The following is an 18,718-nucleotide window of genomic DNA, read 5'->3' as shown; positions in this document are numbered from 1 at the left end:
ATCAACAAAACAGAGATCAACAAAACAGAGATCAACAAAACAAAGATCAGCAAAACAAAGAGCAACAAAACAAAGAGCAACAAAACAAAGAGCAACAAAACAAAGATCAGAAAAACAAAGATCAGCAAAACAAAGATCAGCAAAACAAAGAAAATAACGACCAAAATATGAGTGAAGCTCAATCTGAAGCCGAACGGGAAAAACAACAAGCTAAAGAGCAGTGGTTGCGTTTGATTCCGGATGATCCAAGTGGATTATTGCGAGAAAAATTTTTACGCGATCATTTAAGAAGAGAACGTGGATGGTATCAATGAAAAAATTAATTATTATTGGTTTTTTTTGTTTTCTCAGTACACTGGTTTATGCAGACGTACACGTACAAGTTAATTCTTCTCAAATAGGCATTGATGACTCACTCCAGTTAACTTTGACGCAAGATAATCTGCAAAATGGGGGCATTCCTGATCTCACCCCTTTACAAAAAGATTTTATAATTCTGGGTACCGAGCGCCGCATGAATTATTCAATCATTAATGGACAAACCCAATCCTCAAGCGAGTGGACGGTAACCCTAAAACCCAAAAAAGAAGGTAAATTAACCATACCGGCAATCAAGATTGGCAGGGAATATACCAACCCAGTACTCATTGATGTAACCCCTGGCTCTGCTTCGCAACAAACATCTGCTACCAATGCTGCCAGTCCGCAGCATAATCAAGGTCTTTATTTAACTACAAAGGTAGATAGAAAAAATCCTTATGTAAACCAGCAAATTATTTATACGGTAACCTTATACAACTCCAAACATCTTTTAGATGCAAGCTACCAAGGGCCTCAGGTAGAAAATGGCTTGATCATTCAATTAGGTGAGAATAAACGCTCGCAAATACAAAAGAATGGTCAAACTTATCTTGTCGAAGAACAAAATTATGCCATTTTTCCTCAAAAAAGCGGGACCTTAAAAATTAAACCCCCTGTATTTACCGCATTGATTTATGATTTTAATCCGGAACGAGTTAAAGCCACAGATAAAGCGATGAATATCAAGGTACAACCCATACCCAAAGAATATTCAGGTAAAATATGGCTTCCGGCAAAAGGAGTTAAATTATTCGAAGAATATGAAAATTCGGAGCCCACGATCACGCAAGGCAATACCTTAATTCGTAATGTAATTATTGAAGGTGTAGGTATCCCAGCGCAACTTTTACCGACGCTCAACTTGGGTGAAACAGATGGGGTGAGTGTTTATCCGGAAAAAGGAAAAGATAAAAATCGGGTTACCCAGGGTGAGTTAATTGGTCGGACGCAGATTAAAGTCACTTACTTGTTTAATAAAGCTGGAAAAATAACGATTCCAGAACTAAAGCTCCCTTGGTTTAATACGGAAACAGGAAAAGAAGAAATAGCCACATTGCCTGCAAAAACGCTTGAAGTAATTGCCTCGAGCACAGGCCCTGCAGCGAATACAAATCAATCTGCAGTAGTTAAAAATCAAGAAACCCTTCTACCCAAAGAGATCACCGCTGAACCGGCCTCTTCAACTCAATTCAATTGGGGTTGGTTAGTTGCTGCACTATTTGCTTTCACCTGGCTGCTTACCTTAATCTTATGGGGATTACAAAAACGTAATAAAAAATCCGGGAAAGGTCGATACAAAACTGCGTTAAATGAGCTCCATCAAGCCTGCATGCAAGGACATCCCCAACGGGCACGTGATGCATTATTAAACTGGTCGCGCTTGCAATGGCCAGATGCCCCTATATTAAATCTAACGGATTTAACGCGCCTTAGCGATGATGCCCTGTTTAAAAAACAGGTACAGATTCTCTCGCAAGTTTTATATAAAAACAAAGAAAAAACTTTATGGCGAGGAGATGAATTATGGCGCAGTATTCAGCAAATGAAAAAAAATAATGGGCATAAAAAAGAGAGCAAAGGCGATTTACCGCCTATGAACCCGTTATAATAGAGAGTTATTGTTCCCCATTCGTATTCACCTAAAACTCGGGAATACGCTGCGCCGAGCGTCGCTCCTTAAAATTTCGGAGACTCCCCTTCATCCTCTTCCTCCTTTACTTCTCCAACATTTGGTTGCGCTTTAATGACCGTTACTTCAGGAACAAGATGCGGGGTTATTTGTTCTGTTTTATTTGCTTGCGGAATTACCGGATAGTCCTCTACGGTCTCCAACAATTGGTTTGCAACTTTTTTTATTTCAGACATATCCTTTTTAACTTTTTTAGCCGAGGTCTCAATCTCGGTTTCAATCAGAGCATCTTGATCTCCATCCTCCTCGCGCTCTTCTTTCCCTGGTTGAGGTTTTGGACTCGGGTTAGTTATTTTATTTGCAAGCATTTTGAAGAGAGGATAACTAAGCCGTCCAACAGTATAGGCAACGGCCAAAGAAGCTGCGGCTGCAAGAATCCCTATTCCCACTGGAGGGGCGATAAAGCTGACAATAACTCCTATTAATGCAAGAGTGGCAAAAGCAGTACCAACGGATTTATCCAAAATGGCGGCTGTGCTTAAACTTTCTAATTTTTCCTTACAAAGTTCCTGATCATTATACAGTTCTTGTAAACCACTCATTTCCTCGTTAATTTTTTTTCTTGCATTGGCAATTTGTGATTCTAAAGAAAGATACTCCTCTTGGTTCTCATTTTCCTTTGCTCTTTTGGCTTTTTTCTCCAGCTGCTCCAATTCATCGATTAATACATTTAATCGGGTCTTTTTGGCATTAATATTTTTTTCAAAATTTATCAGGTTATCTTTGAGTTCATAACGCTTGTAAACAATTTTCGCCAAGGTAACTAAATTCAAGCCCAATGCAGCAACTGATGTAGCCAGGGCAATAAAAGGGGCTGAGGGGGGAAAGGCCAAAGCAGTTATTGTAAGTCCCAAAATTACTGAGGCATATAAAAAACGAGCATTACGGGACAACGTAAAAGGGATGTCCTGATTCGTTATAAAAGCACCTAAATAAATAATTGGAATTACGACAAAATCAGCAAGGCTCGTTAATAATTTAATAATTTGAAAACCTTCTGCTGCTGCACTTGATGCATGGTTCACAAAACCTTTTAACTCAACCAGATGATTCATTGAGCATCCTGCCAACTCCAAAGATGAAATGAATTTATTCGCAAACGGAATCATTCGTAATATAGCCAGGGAGATCTTTACTTTGGGGGCTTTAGTCCCTTTCATGGAATGCAGTTTTTTTCTTAAATGCCCCACCGAATCTTCTTCGAACTCTTCAAAATTTTCGATATCAGTTTTAAAAAACATCACTTGTCTCTATTAGTATTTGTACCCACCTGTTTCTATAGTATAACAACTCTCATGCAATTTAAGAGAAAGATACCTTCGGAAATCTTGCTGTGCCGGGTGCATTTTTAGGTAAAAAAGGCAGGCTGTATTGGGACAATGAATAAAAAAGTGTATAATTCCTCTTTTTGTTATACAAATATTGATCAGCCATGAATCTTGAAAAAATATATGATGTTATTGTAGTAGGTGGTGGGCATGCGGGCACAGAAGCTGCTCTGGCTGCTGCAAGAATGGGTGCACAGACATTATTGCTTACTCATAACATGGATTTGCTGGGTCAAATGTCCTGTAACCCGGCCATAGGCGGCATCGGCAAAGGGCATTTGGTCAAAGAAATAGATGCCCTCGATGGAGCTATGGCTAAAGCAGCGGATAGGGCTGGTATTCAATTTCGTACGCTTAATGCCTCCAAGGGACCTGCGGTTCGGGCTACCCGTGCACAGGCGGATCGGGTGCTTTATCGACAAGCCATTAGAGAGCAACTCCAAACCCAAGAAAATTTGACGCTGTTTCAGCAAGCTGTGGACGATTTAATCATCGAAGGTGAGCGCGTAACCACGGTGGTGACCCAAATGGGTCTAAAGTTACGGGCTCGAGCGGTAGTATTGACCGTTGGAACCTTTTTGGGGGGAAAAATTCATGTGGGCATGAATCAATATGCTGGAGGCCGAGCAGGTGATCCCCCTTCGATTTCTTTAGCAAAAAGCTTGCGTGATTTGGACTTACCGGTTGGCCGCTTAAAAACAGGAACGCCGCCGCGAATTGATCGCCGTTCATTAGATTTCAGCCAAATGACGGTTCAACCCGGTGATACGCCCACACCTGTTTTTTCTTATTTAGGCCAGGTCGGTGATCATCCTCAACAAGTACCATGCCATATTACCCATACAACAGAAGCAACCCACGAAATTATTCGTAATAATTTGCATCAATCTCCAATGTACGCAGGGGTAATTGAAGGGGTAGGACCACGTTACTGTCCCTCTATTGAAGATAAAATTGTGCGTTTTGCGGATAAACTATCCCATCAAATCTTTGTAGAGCCTGAAGGATTAACCACCGAAGAAATCTATCCTAATGGTATTTCTACCAGTCTTCCTTTTGAGGTCCAGGTCCAGTTTGTACGTACAATCAAAGGTTTTGAAAATGCCCATATTACGCGTCCAGGTTATGCAATCGAATATGATTACTTCGATCCCCGGGGCTTAACTTCCTTCTTGCAAACCAAACCCATTCCCAACTTATTTTTCGCAGGCCAAATTAATGGCACAACCGGTTATGAAGAAGCTGCTGCACAAGGAATCATTGCCGGGATGAATGCTGCATTGCAAGTTCAGGAAAAAGAACTATGGTGCCCCAGACGTGATGAAGCGTATATTGGTGTATTGATAGATGATCTTATTACCTGCGGTACCCAAGAACCTTACAGAATGTTTACTTCCCGCGCGGAATATCGCCTGCTTTTGAGGGAGGATAATGCAGATTTACGCCTTACTGCTAAAGGCCGGGAATTAGGCCTGGTTGGCGAGCAGCGCTGGCAATATTTTTCTGCGAAACAAGAAGCAATAGAATCCACTCAGAAATTGCTCCAAAACACATGGGTACGGGTAGGACATAATGAAATGTTTAAAGACATTCTGTTTAATCCCATGCAACACGATAATAGAGCATCAGAGTTTCTTAAGCGCCCCGAGATTAATTATCAGCATTTATTAATGCTCGATGATTTAAATTTGCCGGAATTGTCCGCCGAAGTCAGTGAGCAAATAGAAATTCAAAATAAATATGCAGGATATATCGAACGGCAACAGCTTGATATAGAAAAAATGCGTAAACATGAAAATACACGATTACCTGAGTCTCTGGATTATAGCGAAGTTACGGGGTTGTCTCATGAAGTGATTCAAAAATTAACTAAGATAAGACCTGCTACCCTGGCTCAGGCTGGCCGTATTTCAGGAGTGACTCCTGCGGCCTTGTCTCTTCTTTTAGTTCATTTAAAAAAACAGCGAATTGAGGTATGAAAGATTCTATAGCAAGAATACAACCGCAACTCAGGGAAGGCTTGCAGCAATTTGCATTGAACGCACTTACAGACCCTTTGTCTGAGTATTTATTCTTACTTAATAAGTGGAATTTAGCTTATAATCTCACTGCGATTCGTGATCTTGAGTCTATGATTGGCAAGCATATATTGGATAGCCTGGCTATTTTACCCTGGCTTAAGGGCAATCATATTATAGATGTAGGAACTGGTGCAGGGTTACCCGGAATTCCACTTGCATTGGCCAGACCTGAATTTAATTTCGTTTTGCTGGACTCTAATGGTAAAAAAACGCGTTTCCTACAGGAAGTAAAAAGACAACTCAATTTAAAAAATGTTGAGATTGTACAATTTAGAGTCGAAAACTACCACCCAACCCAAGGTTTTGATACAGTATTAAGTCGAGCTTTTAGTAGCCTGCAACAAATGGTTCAGTGGACGCAACATCTTATTGCCGATGATGGAATTTGGCTGGCAATGAAAGGGCGTAATCCTGATATCGAATTAAATGAAATGCAGAAAAACTGCATAGTGAAGCATTATACTGTCGCAGGGGTTGAAGGCGAGCGCTGTTGCGTCATTATTGAAAATCAACCTGGAACTTAGCACTTTACATCCAAGTAGATGTTTGCTGTTTTCAGGTTTAACCAAGGAATAAACCATGGCAAAAGTTATAGCCATTGCCAACCAAAAAGGTGGAGTAGGCAAAACTACTACCGCTATTAATTTAGCTGCCTCTTTGGCCGCCAACAGACAACAGGTTTTACTGATTGATCTGGATCCCCAAGGTAATGCAACCATGGGTAGCGGTGTTGATAAAAGTCAGTTGGTGCATACTACTAATGATGTTTTATTGCATGATTGCCTTGCAGAACAGGCATGTCTTGCCACAACATGTGGCTATGATTTAATTCCTGGCAATGACGATTTAACCGTTGCAGAAGTAAGCCTGATGGAACGCAATCATCGTGAAACATTCTTATATAAGGCATTGCAACCAATTCAAAACAATTATGATTTTGTGTTAATTGATTGTCCTCCAGCGTTAAATACACTGACAATCAATGCATTTGTAGCTGCTGACTCGGTCCTTATTCCGATGCAATGTGAATATTACGCCCTGGAAGGATTAGCTGCATTGCTTTCAACTATCGAGCAGGTTAAAGCTTCAGTAAACCCACGCTTGCACCTTGAAGGACTGTTACGAACTATGTACGATGCTCGAAATCGCTTGTGTTCCGAGGTATCCAAGCAACTTATAGAACACTTTCCAACCAAGGTCTATAGAACCGTAGTACCACGTAATGTCAGACTTGCTGAAGCGCCAAGTCATGGACTGCCCGCATTACATTACGATAAAACATCACCCGGGGCAGCAGCCTACATGGTCCTTGCTTCCGAATTAATTAATAAACAGACTGTTGTAGGATGAATGGGGTAATTTATGACAGTAAAACGTAGTAGTTTAGGACGTAATTTATCCGCTTTATTAAGTCAATCGAATAACATACTTTTAAATGAGCGGCCAGCAGCTGAAAATTTAAAGCTTCCTGTAGATTGTTTGCAACCAGGAAAATATCAGCCGCGCGGAGAGATAGAAGAAGCTCCCTTAATTGAATTGGCACAATCAATAAAAAAACAAGGATTACTTCAGCCCTTGCTCGTTCGGGAACTGAGTAGCGGTCTTTATGAAATTATAGCGGGAGAACGCCGTTGGCGTGCCAGCCAATTAGCCGGGCTTACAGAAGTTCCAGTTATCCTGAAACAGGTTGATGATGAAACAGCGATGGCTATGGCTTTAGTTGAGAACTTGCAGCGCGAAGACCTCAATGCCATGGATCAAGCACGTGCCATGCACAGACTCACTAATGAATTTGCGTTAACCCATCAGCAAGTTGCGGATCTTTTGTGTAAATCCCGGACTGCAGTGAGCAATTATCTGCGTTTATTGACTCTCTCAACCGGTGTAAAAAAGCTTTTGGAACATGGCGATCTTGATATGGGTCATGCACGCGCCTTGTTAATGTTGGATGAAGACCAACAAATTCAGGTAGCGCAGCTGGTTGTTGCCAAAAATTTATCCGTGCGCGAAACGGAAAAATTAGTGGAGCGGGTTAAAACTGGAACAGTAAAAGACAATCATCCTGTTTCCGACCCCGCACATCTCTATCAGGAGCAGTTAAAAACCCTTTCTCAACATTTGCAAACCTCGATTAAACTTAAACCGGGAAAAGCAGGTAAAGGATCATTGGTTATTCACTATGACAGTGAGCATAGTTTACAGGCTATTCTTGAACAGTTGAGCCATCCACATCAATGATTTGCTCTTTCTATTTATTAGTGCCGTAGCCCAGCGCGCTTTAGGGTTATCGCACTAGCGCTTGCGCCCTCCAATCCAGAACTCCTGAATTACCTAATGCAATAAGAAAACGATCTTGGGCTACACTTAAATATATATGCTGGTTATATTGCCTGGAGACTGCGATGTTAATTCAGCCAGTCCAACCTGTTTATGTGCTAATGAAAATTGGTGAAGATGAATTTTTAGCTCAACTAATTAGTTTATCTGAAGAAAAACTGGAATTGAAATGTGAAGAATATTTTGAAAAAGATATCGAGATTTCATTTTATGCTAAACATTTTCGTGGGCAAGCAATAATTCAGGAAATCAAATTTGCTCACTCATTTTTTACTTATCAGTTGTTAATACAGGAAATCCAATTCCAACCGGGTCTATTGATTAATACGCGTTTATAAACGGTTTGCTGGGTATGGAGGAATGAAGAGGGACAAATGGGTAATCCATAACAAGTCAAAAAGACCTGTTATGGATGGGGTTGTTTATAACCAGTAAACAAAGACAAACAAGAATAACCAGACCACGTCTACAAAGTGCCAATACCATGCAACGCCTTCAAAGGCGAAATGCCGCTCGGGAGTGAAATGACCCAGTTTGCAGCGGACAGTAATAACGATAAGCATGATCGTTCCTAAAGTTACGTGCAGTCCGTGAAATCCAGTCAGCATAAAAAATGTCGTTCCATAAATACCTGCAGATAAAGTTAAATTCATCTGGGTATATGCTTCATGATATTCATAACTTTGCAGGATTAGGAACAAGATACCTAAGGCTACAGTTAAAACCATGCCAGTAAGTAATTGCTTTTGCTTTCCTAATTTTAAAGCCCAATGCGCCCAAGTAATGGTAACCCCTGAGGTTAATAAAATAAGCGTGTTTACTGCAGCTAATCCCCAGGCTCCCATTGCTTCGTGAGCCCCGGAAAAAACCTGATTGTTAGGGTTATTCAACACCGGCCAAACAGCGCTAAAATCAGGCCATAAGGTAAAGTGAGTTATTGGATGGACTTCCCCGCCCAAAAGCGGGACGGACCATAAACGAGTATAAAACAGGGCACCAAAAAATGCACCAAAGAAACACACTTCAGAGAAGATAAACCAACACATGCCCCAACGGAATGAACGGTCAACTTGTAAGTCGTAGACTCCTTTCGAGTTTTCATAGATGACCTGGCCAAACCAGCCAAACAGCATAAAAATCATAATTCCCATACCAATGGTGAAGATATAGGGCCCATACCAATCATGATGAAGCCAAGATGCCGCACCAACGAGGGTAGTGGTCAGCCCACATGATGCAATCAAAGGCCAATGGCTTGGCTTAGGGACATAATAAGTACCATGTGCTCCCATTCTATTTTTATCTCCTGTGTCAATAATCAGTTTTAAAGGCGCCTTTATTTAACGAGGCGCTAATCTACTAAAATTGGCTAATCTGTCACATTGCGTTTGCGTTTGATATTCGTGTGCAGTCTTGCATTAACCTTTATCAGTTACATCAAATAAAGTATAAGACAAGGTCACTGTATTTACTTTCTCAGGTAAATCAGTATCCAAGTGAAATAATAAAGGCATATTCATTGCCTCATGTCCGTTTAATGTTTGCCGGGTAAAGCAAAAACATTCGGTTTTTTTCAAATACTTGGCAGCAATACCAGGAGTGACGCTGGGTATCGCTTGCACAGTCATCTGATGATCCGTCTTATTTTCCGCATAAAACGCAAGCTTTGCTATTTCTCCAGGATGCACCTTGATTTTCCGGGTTTTAGGATAAAACGCCCAAGGTACACCACTGTTGTTTGTAGCAACAAACTCGACAGTTATTTCTCTGTCTTTGTCAACTTTAGCTTTGGTTACATCATAAGCAACAGCCTCAGGATTGGTTTTACCATTAATTCCCAGAGTCTTACACAAACTGTTATAAATTGGTACTAAGGCAAAACCGAAGGCAAACATTCCCAGTACGAGACCGGCTAAAACAGCAATTAACTTATGATGCCCTTTTTGATTTTTCATACAACTAACCTATAAATCCAACTTGGGCGGGGTTGTAAATGTGTGATATGGAGGCGGAGAAGGTAATGTCCATTCCAAACCATATGCACCCTCCCAAGCCCTGCCAGCAGCAATGTCCTTTTTTGTCCCTTTCTTTCTGATTGTCGCGATGACATTGTATAAGAACAGAATTTGGGTAAAACCAAAAATAAATGCTCCAACTGAAGAAACCATATTAAAATTAGCAAACTGCAATGCATAGTCAGGAATTCTTCTTGGCATACCGGCCAGTCCTAGGAAGTGCATAGGGAAAAAGGCCACATTCACAGAAATTACTGACAACCAGAAATGCCATTTACCAAGGCATTCGTTATACATATGACCAGTCCATTTAGGCAACCAGTAGTAAGTGGCAGAAAACAGGGCGAAAATTACTCCTGGAACCAGAACATAATGGAAATGTGCAACCACGAAATAACTGTCCTGGTATTGGAAATCTGCGGGGACCAAAGCCAACATCAGTCCTGTAAAGCCACCAATGGTAAACAAAAATACAAATGCCAATGCAAAAAGCATGGGGGTTTCAAAGGTCATCGAACCTCTGAACATGGTACTTACCCAGTTAAACACTTTAATTCCGGTAGGAACTGCAATGAGCATGGTGGTATACATAAAGAACAATTCTGCTCCCAAGGGTATACCTGTTGTAAACATATGGTGGGCCCACACAATAAAGGACAATATGGCAATACTGACCGTTGCATACACCATGAAATAATAGCCAAATAAAGGTTTACGGCTAAACGTTGGAATTACTTCTGAAATCACTCCAAAAGCGGGTAAGACAAGGACGTATACTTCCGGATGTCCAAAAAACCAGAACACATGTTGAAAAAGTATGGGATCCCCACCACCTGCGGCGCTGAAAAAGCTGGTACCAAAATGGCGATCAGCCAACATCATTGTTACCGCCCCGGCCAGTACAGGCATGATTGCAATCAATAAAAAGGCCGTAATTAACCAAGTCCATACGAACATAGGCATTTTCATCAAAGTCATACCGGGTGCACGTAAATTCAATATAGTCGCGATAATATTGATTGAACCCATAATGGATGAAATACCCATCATATGAATCGAGAAAATCATAAAATCAGTACTGGGGGGAGCATATGTTGTAGATAAAGGTGCATACATCGTCCAACCAAAGTTAGGTCCGCCGCCAGCATGAAATGTGGTTGAAAGTAGTAAAGTGAACGCAAAAGGTAGAATCCAGAAGCTCCAGTTATTTAAACGCGGCAAAGCCATATCTGGCGCACCAATCATCATGGGAATTTGCCAGTTAGCCATTCCGGTAAATGCTGGCATTACCACGCCAAATAACATAATCAGGCCATGGAGCGTGGTCATTTGGTTGAAGAAATTAGGGTCAACAAAGCGATGTCCAGGCTGAAATAATTCGGCTCGAATAAGCAACGCCATGCCACCTGCTAAAAAGAAACTGATCATGGCCAGCCATAAATACAAGGTACCAATATCTTTGTGGTTTGTAGTAAACAACCAGCGTTTTATAAAACCCAAAACGCCCTTACCTTGCTCAGGACCATGATCGTCATGTTTTTCATCATGTGCTAATGTATAACTACTCATTGCAAACCTCCAGCTTGAACTTTATTAACCATGGTTGGTTGTTGATTAGCTTTCTGACGTTGTGCAGCAACTTCCGCAGCTTGAACTACATCATTAGTATTATTTTCCCAGGCATTACGCTCATAAGTGGCAATAGCAGCAATTTCCTCGTCAGTAAGCTGATCTTTATAAGGTTGCATCGCTGAGCCTGGAATACCATTTAGGATGACATCCAGATGGCGGGAAATAGGATTACCCGTTGCCACAGAACTGCCTCTGAGTGCAGGATACATTGGCGGAATACCTCTTCCATCCGGTCGGTGACATGGAGAGCAAAATTGTTCATATTTTTGTTTTCCGAATGCCAGTAATTCATCTCGGGTCATGGTTTTTTTTGTTGGGGCAACCGCCTCTTCCTGTGTGTATTGATCCTGCGATTTGGTTTGCGCTGCCACCCATTTGTCAAATTCTTCCTGGTTTACTGCTTCAACAACTATAGGCATAAATCCATGATTAACACCGCAAAGTTCCGCGCATTGACCTCTATAGGTTCCTGGCTTTTCAATCGTAGCCCAGGCTTCATACATAAATCCGGGTATCGCATCGCGCTTGATACCGAGTTCAGGCACCCACCAAGAATGGACAACATCATTGGAAGTAACCAGGAAACGAATTTTTCTATTTACTGGCAAAACCATTGGCTTATCGACTTCCAATAAATACCATTCACTCTTTTTTTGTTTGTTTTCAATTTGGGCAAAAGGAGTAGATAAAGTACTAAAAAAGCTTATACCCTGATCCAGGTATTCATATTGCCAACGCCATTGGTATCCAACTATCTTTACCGTAAGTTCAGATTGTCTTGTATCATCCATGCGGATCAGGACACGGGTAGCTGGTATTGCCAGCCCTACCAGAATCAGGAAAGGAATAATAGACCAGACTATCTCCAGCCGGGGATTATCATGAAAAGAGGCAGCCTTGTATCCTTTGGATTTTCTATGGTGGATAATTGAATAGATCATCACCCCGAATACAACGATCCCGATAATTGCGCAAACCGCCATACACACCATATGCAGGTAGTACACGTCCTTACTGATTGGAGTGACGCCTTCATACATGTTTAACTGCCAGGAATCCGCAGCAGCGAATAATGGTTGGCTTGCAACCCAAGCACCAAGTATTGTTAATAATCTACAGATCTTTAACCTGTTTAACATCCCCATTCCTCATCTTGTCAAGAAGCTGGACTTCCTCCAGCTTCAATTTATTTTTATATTTTTCATACCCCACCATAGCTTGTGAGGGCGTATCTAATCAATACTCTACTACCACAATGAGTAGTTTCCTTCAGTTTTGGATTTACTGACTATGTATTTAATTGCCTCAATTACTTCATTTGTAGAGCACTGCTTGCAGCCTCCATTTTTCGGATGATCTTTTCCATTGACTGTGTTCTCAATCAATACATCCATATTTTTTGCGATCAAAGATTTCCAGACATTTTTATCGCCAATTTTAGGTGCACCCTCTTTGCCTTCATTATGGCAAACGGCACAATTTTGGTTATAAACAGTTTCGCCACTAGCCGGGAATTTTGCCGTTCCGCCTGATTTTAGACTCTTTAATTGAGTACGGGTTAGCGACTCGTTTAATATGTAATCAACGGCAGAAATAATGTCGTTATCGGAACAGGTAACACATGCCCCTTTTACAGGCATTGAGTTATATCCATTGATGGCATTATGGTACAGTCCGTTTAAGCCGCTTGTTTTTAAACGCTCATACCAACCAGGAGAATTCCCGATAAGGGGGGCACTCATCGCACCATCCTGATGGCAGATAACACAAGCCGTATAATAGACCTGCTTGCCACGATCCAGGGAAGGAGGTTCATTTGACGGCGGTAAACCTAAAGGCTCTTCGCTGACGACCGTTTTAAGATAGACCGCAATAGCCATTCTGTCAGCATCAGTCAAATACATCAAACTGTTGTGATTGACTTCAGCCATAGGACCGGCGACTGGACCTGCATTATTAATCAGCTTATTGGATTTAAATACATCGACAACCTCTTCATGAGTTGCACTTTCCAAACCATACATCGTAATGTTGGGAGCCCAATAGCCGTCAATAAATCCCCCCGTCAGATAATATTTGTTTTTGGGTGCACCAAAGGGATTTAAAGGCGTATGGCACATGCTGCAATGGCCCAAACCATCAACAATGTATTTCCCACGATTCCACTCAGGTGATTTACCTTGTTGGTATTTGAATCCCTGGCCTTCCGGGAAGAAAAATAACAAGTTCCATCCCCACAGGGTAAAACGGGCACCAGGAACATTAAAAGGGAAAGGCAATGGTTTATTAGGTGCATGGACCGGGGGCAGACTCATAAAGTATGCATAAAGAGCACGCGCGTCCTCATCGGTTATCTTAGAAAAATAGGCATAAGGGAAAACAGGGAAATAGTTCCTGCCTTGAGGATCCCGCCCTTCTTTAAGCGCACGGATAAAGTCTTTTTCAGTCCAATTACCGATACCAGTCTCTTTATCAGGAGTAATATTGGGGCTATAAAATGTCCCAAAGGGAGTTGCTATAGGTAAACCGCCTGAATAAGCAGGTGTACCTGCTTTAACATTGGTATGACAGGAAATACAATCCCCAATTTTTGATAAATATTCCCCTCGTTGAATTAATTCTTGTTGCTCTCCCGTAGCTGGAGCTGTAGGAGGATAAACAGGGTAGTATCCATCATGAACTTGTAATTTTGGTTGAGCAGGTGCAGCATTTTCTGCATGTGATAATTGGCCTGCCATGCCAAGCACCGTCAAAGTAACAGTGACAATTAGCTTTCTTAGTAACAAAGAGCCCACGCCCCCTCCTATTTGTTCTTATTTTGTACGCTTCTCTTGCGGAGACAGAATAATCGACGCATTTTATACTCCACAACGTATAAGTTGCAATGTTATAATCGCTATCTTTGATTATTTTTGCTTTGTGATTATGTTTATTTATCTTAATGGCTTGCTTTTAGGCTTATCTCTAATTATTGCCCTAGGGCCGCAAAATGTTTTTTTGATTAAACAAGGTGCACAAAATAATCATGCTATTCTTTCTGCGACCATTTGTTTTATCTGTGATCTTATTTTAATTTGTTCCAGTATTGCAGGCTTGCATAAATTACTGCTCATTCGCCCAGTATTACAGATTTGGATGATGGTGTTAGGTACTGTTTTTTTACTTTTTTATGCTGCGAAAGCCTTAACAAACGCCTTTTCAAAACCAGAAAATAATGCCGAAAGCGTCCTTCAACCGCGAACCCGGTCCCAAATCGTGCTTTTGGCTTTAGGATTTAGCATTCTTAATCCCCATGCCATTATTGATTCTTTAGTCATTATTGGCGGTGGAAGCAGCGGATATCCTAATCAAGAGCATATTTTCCTGCTGGGGGTACTCACATCAAGCTTTATTTGGTTCAGCTCGTTAACCTTTACCGCCCGCTATTTTTCAGATGTTTTGACCAAAGCAAATGTGTGGAAAGGAATTGAGCTGGTAAGTGGGGTGTTAATGGCATTTATCGGAATTAAACTCGGTACCGACTGTTTACGTTTGATTTCAGAGATAATCGGAAAATCGATTGTATAGAAAGGGCCAATCAGTGTGTCGCCAATTGACCCAGTGGAATGACACATAGCAAGTCCAACCTCGCAATGAAACTATCTCATAACCTGCTCAATCATGTCAACCAATAACTGCCCAGTAAAACCCCTTTCCCATTGTTGTTCCAATGCACTTCAGTTAAACTCAAGCTTTCCTAGATACTGAGCAACACATGTTTTACGGCGATACCATTCAAGACACCCGGCAAATGTTTTTTTCCAGTTGGGAAAAATACCAACAAAAAAGCGTATTATCCCCTTTAGAAAATGAGATTGTTCAAGTCATTTTAGCGCATCCGGAATATCATAAAATTTTGGAAAACAAGGACAAATTTCAGCAGCAATCCTATTTTCCCGAAGCAGGAGAGCAAAATCCATTCCTGCATATGGGTCTGCATCTTGCAATTAGAGAACAGATAACCACCGACCGCCCTGCAGGTATTCACGTAATTTATAAAAATTTGATCAAAAAATACCATGACCCTTTAACGGTAGAACATTTGATGATGGAGCAGTTGGCCGAATGCTTGTGGCTGTCGCAAAAAAATAATATCCCTCCTGACGAAACGCGTTACCTGCGCATATTAAGTGAGCTTTAAACCTCATTTTAAAAACAGGGCTGTGTATCTTGATGAAGATCAGTTAATATGAAGCATTAAATATCAATTTGTGTTCTCTGTATGGCTGATAAAGAAAAAACAACCCATTTTGGTTACTCCACAGTTGCCTGGAATGAAAAAGAGAAGAAGGTTGCTGAAGTTTTTCATTCGGTAGCAAAAAACTATGATGTGATGAATGATCTAATGTCCTTGGGAATTCATCATCTTTGGAAACGCTATACTGTCGCCTTAAGCCAGGTGCATCCGGGACAAATTGTCCTGGACTTGGCAGGCGGTAGCGGCGATTTAACACGCCTGTTATGTAAGAAGGTTGGGGAAACAGGACGGGTTGTGCTTGCAGACATTAATTCAGCCATGATTCATGTAGGGCGCGATCGTTTACTGGACGAAGGTTTATACAAAAATATTGATTTCGTTCAAGCCAATGCCCAATGCCTTCCTTTCGCTGATAACAGTTTTCACTGTATTACCATGGGATTTGGCCTAAGGAATGTCACTGATAAAGAAGAAGCCCTGCGTTCCATGTATCGGGTTTGCAAACCCGGAGGAAAAGTGATGATACTGGAGTTTTCTACTCCTGTACTTCCCGGATTGAAACCTATTTATGACTGGTATTCGTTTAATATTTTACCTAAAATAGGGGAATTTATTGCACAGGACAAATCCAGTTATCAATATCTTGCTGAATCCATCCGCATGCACCCAAATCAAAACAAACTGAAAGAAATGATTGAACATGCTGGATTTGAAGACTGCCACTATGACAATCTCAGTGGAGGTATCGTTGCCTTGCACATTGCCTATAAATATTGAGTGAATTATGCTAAAAAAATACTCCTTAAAGGCTCTCCAAATAGCCATTAATAAAGCCGCAAAGCTGGATGAAAACATGCCAGTCAAATTAAAGGCGCTGGATAATAAAATTCTTGAGATGATCATAAGTCCTTTAAACGTCAATTTTTTCATTCTGTTTAAAGACAGTGAAATAATCTTGCTTGATCACGCGGACAGAGAAGCAGATACCATCATTCACAGCAATCCTCTGGGCTTGATAAGGTTGAGTTTATTACCGGCTTCCAAGGCTCGCTCTTTATTTAATGATAAAATTCGGATGACCGGAGACACGGAATTAGGCCAACAAGTAAAAAAGCTCTTTGATGATCTGGATATTGATTGGGAGGGGCATCTTGCGCATTTCACTGGTGATGTAGTAGCACACCAAATAAGTTCTTTTGTACGCAAAGGGATGTTATTCAAAAAGAGGCTTGATGAATCTATGCGTCAAAATGTCTCCGAGTATCTCCAGGAAGAGTTACGGGTTACTCCCACCAAATATGAGCTTGAAGATTTTTTTGCCGAAGTCGATGAATTATCTTTAACTGTTGAACGCCTGCAAGCCCATGTAAATCAACTAGTAAGCCGTTATGAAAGCAATTAAAAAACTCTTTCGCCTTCTCCATATCAATTATATTCTTGCCAAAAATGGGCTTGATAACGTAGTGGTGTCATTAAGGTTATTCGCCCCCTTGCGCTTTATTGTTTATTTAAACCCCTGGAATTGGTTCCGCAAGGAACACTTGACCCATGGAGAGGCCCTGCGGAAATCATTGGAAGAACTAGGTCCCATTTTCATTAAATTTGGACAAGCTCTCTCTACCCGCCCGGATATTTTACCGCTCGATATTGCACTTGAGCTCAGCAAATTGCAAGACAAGGTTCCTCCATTTCCCAGTGAACAAGCGATGGCTATTATTGAAAAAGCCTACGGTTTGTCCCCTTATGAAGTGTTTGCCGAATTTGACTCAGTTCCTTTAGCATCAGCCTCGATGGCACAAGTGCATGCAGCCACTTTGAAAACAGGGGAGGATGTAATTGTTAAAGTGCTGCGTCCTAATATGCGGCGCATTATCGAGCAGGATTTGAGCATCATGCACACCATTGCCAGATGGGCGGACCGATACTGGCCAGAAATCAGGCGTTTAAAACCCAAAGAAATTGTAACCGAATTTGAACATACTTTAATTGATGAGCTCGATTTATTAAGAGAGGCCGCGAATGGAGCTCAATTGCGAAGAAATTTTGATCACTCCCCCATTTTGTATATTCCCGAGATCTATTGGGATTATTCCCGCGCCAATGTCATGGTACTTGAACGAATTCATGGCATACCTGTTTCCGATGTCGCCAGTTTGCATGCGCATGGTGTTGATATCAAAAAACTCGCTGAACGGGGCGTTGAAATTTTCTTCACCCAGGTCTTTAGAGACTGTTTTTTCCATGCCGACATGCATCCGGGAAATATTTTTGTTTCCTACGATAATCCCAAAGATCCACAATACATCTGTATTGATTTTGGTATTATGGGCACTTTAAATGACAGTGATAAACGGTATTTGGCAGAAAATCTCCTGGCTTTCTTTAATCGGGATTATCGACGTGTTGCCCAATTGCACGTTGAATCAGGTTGGGTTGCACGCGACACCCGTATTGAAGAATTTGAAAGCGCAATCCGTACGGTTTGTGAACCTATTTTTGAAAGGCCCCTAAAAGACATCTCCTTTGCACAAGTTGTACTGCGTCTATTCCAGGTTGCAAGACGCTTCCATATGGAAGTCCAACCGCAGCTGGTTTTGTTGCAAAAAACCTTGCTGGCTGTAGAAGGCTTGGGACGCCAACTCTACCCTGATTTGGACTTATGGAGTACGGCGAAACCTTTTCTCGAAAAATGGGTAAAAGATCAGATTGGTCCCAAAGCATTTTTCACCCAATTGAAACATAATCTTCCCTTTTTTGCGGAGCAATTACCGCATATGCCAAAACTGCTCTTTGATTTTCTGGAGCTAAAAAAAGAAGAATTAATAATAAATAAAGAGCGTGCAAACGCGCAGCCTGAAAATGAAAAAGAAGCAGTTCATTGGAATAGCTTTGCAATTGGCGCAGGGCTTACTTTCTTTTTAATTGGTCTACTTGACTATTTGCATCTTCTCCATACCAGGCAGCTCGCACCTATTGCCCTTACAGGGGCCATTTTAACGGGCCTGTTTGTACTTATTAACCGTCGCACGAGGAACTAA

18 protein-coding genes are annotated in these 18,718 nt (G+C 41.3%); 11 read left to right on the top strand and 7 right to left on the bottom strand.

From position 1 onward, the window contains the following. Positions 1–183: Cys-every-fifth RiPP peptide CefA (locus KYQ_RS19670; protein ID WP_432419136.1), on the bottom strand; the 183-nt coding region annotated here is incomplete at its 3' end. A 127-nt stretch (positions 184–310) separates the two neighbouring features. Between KYQ_RS19670 and KYQ_RS00540 the strand changes: the two genes are divergently transcribed. Then, positions 311–1,969: a BatD family protein gene (locus tag KYQ_RS00540; protein WP_019349448.1), complete on the top strand. Its 1,659-nt coding sequence runs from the start codon at positions 311–313 to the stop codon at positions 1,967–1,969. Between the two features lie 68 nt (positions 1,970–2,037). Here the strand turns inward: KYQ_RS00540 and KYQ_RS00535 are convergent, their stop codons facing one another. After that, positions 2,038–3,291, bottom strand: coding sequence for a hypothetical protein (locus tag KYQ_RS00535; RefSeq protein WP_019349447.1), 1,254 nt, complete (start codon positions 3,289–3,291; stop codon positions 2,038–2,040). 191 nt (positions 3,292–3,482) lie between these two features. On the opposite strand from KYQ_RS00535, the gene mnmG reads away from it, so the two are divergent. From mnmG to KYQ_RS00510, 5 genes are all read left to right on the top strand, one after another. Next, positions 3,483–5,357 carry a tRNA uridine-5-carboxymethylaminomethyl(34) synthesis enzyme MnmG gene (gene mnmG / locus KYQ_RS00530; RefSeq protein ID WP_010652266.1) on the top strand — a complete coding sequence of 625 codons (1,875 nt, stop codon included), beginning with the start codon at positions 3,483–3,485 and terminating at the stop codon, positions 5,355–5,357. Beyond that, positions 5,354–5,983, top strand: a complete 630-nt coding sequence (gene rsmG, locus KYQ_RS00525; protein WP_010652265.1) for a 16S rRNA (guanine(527)-N(7))-methyltransferase RsmG — start codon at positions 5,354–5,356, stop codon at positions 5,981–5,983. Before mnmG ends, rsmG begins: the two co-directional genes overlap by 4 nt. Positions 5,984–6,038: 55 nt before the next feature. Then, complete coding sequence (locus KYQ_RS00520; RefSeq protein ID WP_010652264.1) at positions 6,039–6,809, top strand: ParA family protein; 771 nt, start codon at positions 6,039–6,041, stop codon at positions 6,807–6,809. 12 nt (positions 6,810–6,821) lie between these two features. Then, a complete protein-coding gene (locus tag KYQ_RS00515; RefSeq protein ID WP_010652263.1) occupies positions 6,822–7,697 on the top strand; it encodes a ParB/RepB/Spo0J family partition protein in 876 nt (291 codons plus the stop codon). Positions 7,698–7,861: 164 nt separating this feature from the next. After that, entirely contained in the window at positions 7,862–8,134 is a 273-nt protein-coding gene (locus KYQ_RS00510; RefSeq protein ID WP_010652262.1) for a hypothetical protein, read from the top strand. 84 nt (positions 8,135–8,218) lie between these two features. On the opposite strand, the gene KYQ_RS00505 is transcribed toward KYQ_RS00510, so the two are convergent. The 5 genes from KYQ_RS00505 to KYQ_RS00485 all read right to left on the bottom strand — a co-directional run bounded on the left by KYQ_RS00505 (position 8,219) and on the right by KYQ_RS00485 (position 14,238). After that, the gene (locus tag KYQ_RS00505) at positions 8,219–9,088 is read right to left on the bottom strand and encodes a cytochrome c oxidase subunit 3 (protein WP_010652261.1); all 870 of its coding nucleotides are present in this window, start codon (positions 9,086–9,088) and stop codon (positions 8,219–8,221) included. A 126-nt stretch (positions 9,089–9,214) separates the two neighbouring features. Continuing rightward, complete coding sequence (locus tag KYQ_RS00500; protein ID WP_010652260.1) at positions 9,215–9,751, bottom strand: cytochrome c oxidase assembly protein; 537 nt, start codon at positions 9,749–9,751, stop codon at positions 9,215–9,217. 9 nt (positions 9,752–9,760) lie between these two features. Then, positions 9,761–11,380: a cytochrome c oxidase subunit I gene (gene ctaD, locus KYQ_RS00495; RefSeq protein WP_010652259.1), complete on the bottom strand. Its 1,620-nt coding sequence runs from the start codon at positions 11,378–11,380 to the stop codon at positions 9,761–9,763. Beyond that, positions 11,377–12,582 carry a cytochrome c oxidase subunit II gene (coxB, locus tag KYQ_RS00490; RefSeq protein WP_010652258.1) on the bottom strand — a complete coding sequence of 402 codons (1,206 nt, stop codon included), beginning with the start codon at positions 12,580–12,582 and terminating at the stop codon, positions 11,377–11,379. The genes ctaD and coxB overlap by 4 nt, the downstream gene beginning before the upstream one ends. A 108-nt stretch (positions 12,583–12,690) precedes the next feature. Next, positions 12,691–14,238, bottom strand: a complete 1,548-nt coding sequence (locus KYQ_RS00485) for a c-type cytochrome (RefSeq protein WP_010652257.1) — start codon at positions 14,236–14,238, stop codon at positions 12,691–12,693. 130 nt (positions 14,239–14,368) lie between these two features. Here KYQ_RS00485 and KYQ_RS18100 point away from each other — a divergent pair, with 130 nt between their 5' ends. The 5 genes from KYQ_RS18100 to ubiB all read left to right on the top strand — a co-directional run bounded on the left by KYQ_RS18100 (position 14,369) and on the right by ubiB (position 18,718). Continuing rightward, positions 14,369–15,010, top strand: coding sequence for a LysE/ArgO family amino acid transporter (locus tag KYQ_RS18100; RefSeq protein ID WP_010652256.1), 642 nt, complete (start codon positions 14,369–14,371; stop codon positions 15,008–15,010). Positions 15,011–15,197: 187 nt separating this feature from the next. Further along, positions 15,198–15,623 (top strand): DUF1841 family protein, encoded by a 426-nt coding sequence (locus KYQ_RS00475; RefSeq protein WP_010652255.1) that lies wholly within the window; start codon positions 15,198–15,200, stop codon positions 15,621–15,623. Positions 15,624–15,704: 81 nt separating this feature from the next. After that, positions 15,705–16,457, top strand: a complete 753-nt coding sequence (gene ubiE / locus KYQ_RS00470) for a bifunctional demethylmenaquinone methyltransferase/2-methoxy-6-polyprenyl-1,4-benzoquinol methylase UbiE (RefSeq protein ID WP_010652254.1) — start codon at positions 15,705–15,707, stop codon at positions 16,455–16,457. A 7-nt stretch (positions 16,458–16,464) separates the two neighbouring features. Further along, positions 16,465–17,082 carry a ubiquinone biosynthesis accessory factor UbiJ gene (locus tag KYQ_RS00465; protein ID WP_010652253.1) on the top strand — a complete coding sequence of 206 codons (618 nt, stop codon included), beginning with the start codon at positions 16,465–16,467 and terminating at the stop codon, positions 17,080–17,082. Further along, positions 17,069–18,718, top strand: coding sequence for a ubiquinone biosynthesis regulatory protein kinase UbiB (gene ubiB, locus KYQ_RS00460; RefSeq protein ID WP_010652252.1), 1,650 nt, complete (start codon positions 17,069–17,071; stop codon positions 18,716–18,718). The genes KYQ_RS00465 and ubiB overlap by 14 nt, the downstream gene beginning before the upstream one ends.

Origin of the sequence: Fluoribacter dumoffii NY 23, from assembly GCF_000236165.1 — a bacterium.
Lineage (GTDB): Bacteria > Pseudomonadota > Gammaproteobacteria > Legionellales > Legionellaceae > Legionella > Legionella dumoffii.
Note: the sequence above shows the minus strand (reverse complement) of the source record. Positions and strands in the feature narration are given on the sequence as shown.